General features: G+C 60.3%; 5 protein-coding genes. 4 read left to right on the forward strand and 1 reads right to left on the reverse strand.

The window, feature by feature from the left end; translation table 11 throughout:
• From AC1DOC_RS24170 to AC1DOC_RS24180, 3 genes are all read left to right on the forward strand, one after another.
• The coding region (locus tag AC1DOC_RS24170) for an OsmC family protein (protein WP_478130650.1) at window positions 1-274 on the forward strand (274 nt) is incomplete at its 5' end.
• Between the two features lie 330 nt (window positions 275-604).
• Window positions 605-1,255, forward strand: coding sequence for a TetR/AcrR family transcriptional regulator (locus AC1DOC_RS24175; RefSeq protein ID WP_012747222.1), 651 nt, complete (start codon window positions 605-607; stop codon window positions 1,253-1,255).
• Window positions 1,256-1,355: 100 nt separating this feature from the next.
• Window positions 1,356-1,847, forward strand: a complete 492-nt coding sequence (locus AC1DOC_RS24180; protein WP_012747221.1) for a GNAT family N-acetyltransferase — start codon at window positions 1,356-1,358, stop codon at window positions 1,845-1,847.
• A 122-nt stretch (window positions 1,848-1,969) separates the two neighbouring features.
• On the opposite strand, the gene AC1DOC_RS24185 is transcribed toward AC1DOC_RS24180, so the two are convergent.
• Entirely contained in the window at window positions 1,970-2,878 is a 909-nt protein-coding gene (locus AC1DOC_RS24185; RefSeq protein ID WP_012747220.1) for a LysR family transcriptional regulator, read from the reverse strand.
• A 106-nt stretch (window positions 2,879-2,984) separates the two neighbouring features.
• On the opposite strand from AC1DOC_RS24185, the gene AC1DOC_RS24190 reads away from it, so the two are divergent.
• Window positions 2,985-3,733: acyl-CoA dehydrogenase family protein (locus AC1DOC_RS24190; protein WP_478130651.1), on the forward strand; the 749-nt coding region annotated here is incomplete at its 3' end.

Here is a 3,733-nt window from a genome sequence, read left to right on the forward strand (position 1 = left end):
CTATACGGTCACTCTCGCTTCAATGGCAGCGGCAAAGGGAATTGAACTCGACGGCATTGAACTCAATCTGAGTTTCGATATCAATCTCAATGGTTTTCTGGGCCTAGACGAAAACATCCGAAAAGGCGCTCAGGGTATCAATATCGATGTGAAACTGGAAAGCAGCTCTTCTACTCGAGAACAACTTGAAGAGTTGGTTCGTGAGTTGCCAATGAATTCGCCGATCCATGACACCTTGGCAAATCCGGTGAAAGTCTCGGCGCGCCTCTGCTAAGCATTTTTTAATTGCTCCAGCATTACAAAGCGGTTAGGTAGCTCCAGGCTGACTAACCGCTTGATCGCATCTGCACATGCCACAGTACGAATAGAAAGTGTTGGTGCTAGGCTGGAGACGATGCGGAAAGAGGACGGCGAGTACCTTTCCTAGAAGGCTGTCAGCGCAGCGCAGCGCAGGGCTGGGCGCAGTGCGCAGTACGCAGCGCAGTGCTCAGCCCGAATGCTGGGACGATCTTTCGCACACCTTGGCTGGGGGCTGGAGAGTGTCAGGGGCTGAGTCAGCCGACCATCAGGTAGCGAAACTACCAATCAGAAGGTATTATGGGGTATGGAGAACACTACCCGTACAAAGATCATGGAGGCAGCCGAGCAGCTGCTGCGCACCCGAGGATATTCAGATTTCAGCTACGCTGATTTGGTTGAACAGGCAGGCATCCGAAAGCCGAGCATTCATCACCACTTTCCGACTAAAGAAGATCTCGGTGTGGCAATCGTTAGCGACTATCTTGTGAACTTCAAAGCCACACTGGATGACACTCTCGTTTGCCAGCCAACCGCAGCGGACCGGCTGGCTTCCTACGCAGAGTTTTTTTCGGAGATCATTGAGGATGGCTCATTTCCGCTTTGTACTGCGCTTGCGGCAGAACTTGGTGCGCTTCCAAAGAGCATGCGTGACCAGACCGTCCAATTCTTCAATATGCATCTTGCTTGGTTGGAGAAAGTGGTTGACATTGGCAAGGCCAAAGGTGAATTCACGAAGGCTCCAAATGGAGAGCAAGCGGCGAAAATATTGTTGAGTGCGATTGAAGGCGGGGCAGTCGTTGGATGGGCACTATCTCGCCCTGAAGTGGTGCGCTCCAGCTTTGATGAAATCATTTTGCGATGGAGTGACGTCCCAAAACCTCATCGGTCCCGGCATTCAATCAAAAATAAGAATTTGGAGGACCGGCAATCCACCGATCTTAAGCTGGGACACTAATTTCGCTATTCCAGAGGCGATGATCGCATGAGACGTCCATGCAACAAAGGGGCGGTGGCATTGGTCTTCAACCAAGCGACTTTCGGCGCTCGCGGAATACTTGAACGATCACATTTCCGACAACGGGGCCGAAGGGCAGCCTCTGTTTCAGCCCATTGCTCGAATCGACTGCCACTTTGCGGGCGAGAGAGCAGCTGGTTTCCGCCGCGCCCTGAATGTGGATCCTCCCAATCCGGGATGGCGTCGGGCCTGGGTCGCCCTGGCTGGAAAGGACAGGGTCATCGGCCATGCCGACTTGAGGGCTCATCCCGCTCCGTACATGGTTCATCGTTGCCTGCTGGGCGTGGGCGTGCATCGTGAATGGCGACGCTCGGGCCTCGGACAGCGTCTGCTGGACGTCGCGATCGAATGGGCGAAAGCCGATCCGCAGATGGAATGGATCGACCTGCAAGTCATTGCGTCCAACGGAGCAGCCGTCAGCCTTTATGAGCGTGCCGGGTTTACGGAGACCGGACTCGTTCGAGACTGCTTTCGCGTGGACGGGCGCCAGGTGGACTATCTGTCTATGACGCTGCCAGTTCGTCGAGCATAGGACGCAGATGACCTCCGTGTTCGCGTACGTGGAGTACTGCGGCATAGAGGAACGGCGTGCGAGTGATCGTCGATGACAACGGCCGGGCTTCGAAATCTAAAAAGATAGACGGCTTTGCATTCTCAGCCCGCCCCCTGTGATTGACGACGCTGCCCAAGGCTGCGAGCTATTTCATCGAGCAGCCGAGGCACCAAGACGTTCTGCGATGTCGCCAGCCACACGCCATACGCCTCGGACGGCGTGCTCGCGCCCTCCAAAGGACGGAACACCGCCCCCGGCAGCGCGCAATGGCGCATCGCGTCGGGCACGAGCGCCACGCCCATGCCTTGCGACACGAGCGACACGACCGCGAGCCAATGGCGTACCTCTTGGCGCACCTCGGGCCTGAAGCCGGCGTCGGCGCAAATGGACAGGATACGTTCGTGGTAATCGGGCGAGGCGCCGCGCGAAAACAGCACGAAGGATTCGTCGCGCAGGGTGGCGAGCGCCACTTTGCGCTTCTTCGCCAGCGAATGCTCGGCCGGAAGGCATGCGACGAACGGTTCGGAAACCAGCAGCCGGCATTGCAGTTCGGCCGGCACCCGGCCCGTGTGCACAAAGCCGATGTCCAGCCGGTCGTGCAGAAGCTCAGCCATCTGCTGATCGGAATTGAGTTCGGTGAGCGTGACCCGCACCGCCGGATGCGCCGCCTGAAAGCGCGTCAGTGCCTGCGGCAGGCCGCGGTAGAGCATGGCACCGACGAACCCGATGCGCAGCCGCCCCGCGGAGCCTTCGGCCACGTGCCGCGCTTCCAGCAGCGCCTCGTCCGCGTCGCGCAGCAGCGCGCGCGCCGAGGCCTGCAGCGCCCTGCCCGCGGCGGTGAGGCGCACTGCCTTGCTGTTGCGCTCGAAAAGCTGCGCGCCGACCGAATCCTCCAGTTGGCGAATGGCCACGCTCAGGGGCGGCTGCGAAATCGAGAGCCGCCGCGCCGCCCGGCCGAAATGCAGCTCTTCGGCCAGGACCGTGAAGTAGCGCAGGTGACGAAGCTCCATGTCGGCGGCCTTTCGACGATAGTCATATCGGATTGCTCTAAACCAATTTGATATTAGACAAGAATCGTCAGCGCGCCAAAAATTCGGGCATCAAGGAGACAAGCCAATGCCCAGCCACGCTGCAATCGACGGCGGCACCGCCGTCCATCCCGTGCCCGATCGCCACGGCCGAAGCCTCTATGCCGAGGACGCAGAGCTGCACAGGTTGCTGGCGGTGTACCTGCCGGCCGACCTGCTGGCGCACATGCGCCCGCACTTCGAACGGCTCGGGACCCTTGCCGGTGGCCGGCTCGACGAGCTCGCGCACACCGCCGACCGCAATCCCCCGACACTGACTCTGCGCACCCGCACCGGCATCGACGACCCGCAGGTCCACAAGCATCCCGCGTACGTCGAGATGGAACGGCTCGCGCTGAGCGAGTTCGGCCTTGCCGCGATGTCGCACCGCGAAGACACACTCGGCTGGAAGGGCCGCATGCCGCCGTTGGTCAAGTACGTGCTGACCTATCTCTTCGTGCAGGCGGAATTCGGCCTGTGCTGCCCGGTTTCCATGACGGATTCGCTCGCGCGGACCCTGAAGAAATTCGGCAGCCCGGAGTTGGTCGAGCGCTTCCTGCCGCGCTTCCAGTCGCTCGATTTCGACATGCTGGCGCAGGGCGCGATGTTCATGACCGAGCAGGCGGCCGGCTCCGACATCGCGGCCACCGAGACCCGCGCCTGGCAGGACGAACAGGGCCAGTGGCGCCTGGCCGGCGACAAGTGGTTCTGCTCCAACCCCGATGCGGATTTCGCGATGGTGCTGGCGCGCGTCGACGGCGGCCCGCCAGGCATGAAAGGCGTGTCGCTGTTCCTGCT

This window comes from Variovorax sp. 01T439_2 (assembly GCF_056398445.1).

Coding starts and splice junctions, on each gene's coding strand:
- AC1DOC_RS24175 (WP_012747222.1), top strand. CDS start 605: ATGGAGAACACTACCCGTACAAAGATCATGGAGGCAGCCGAGCAGCTG.
- AC1DOC_RS24185 (WP_012747220.1), bottom strand. CDS start 2,878: ATGGAGCTTCGTCACCTGCGCTACTTCACGGTCCTGGCCGAAGAGCTG.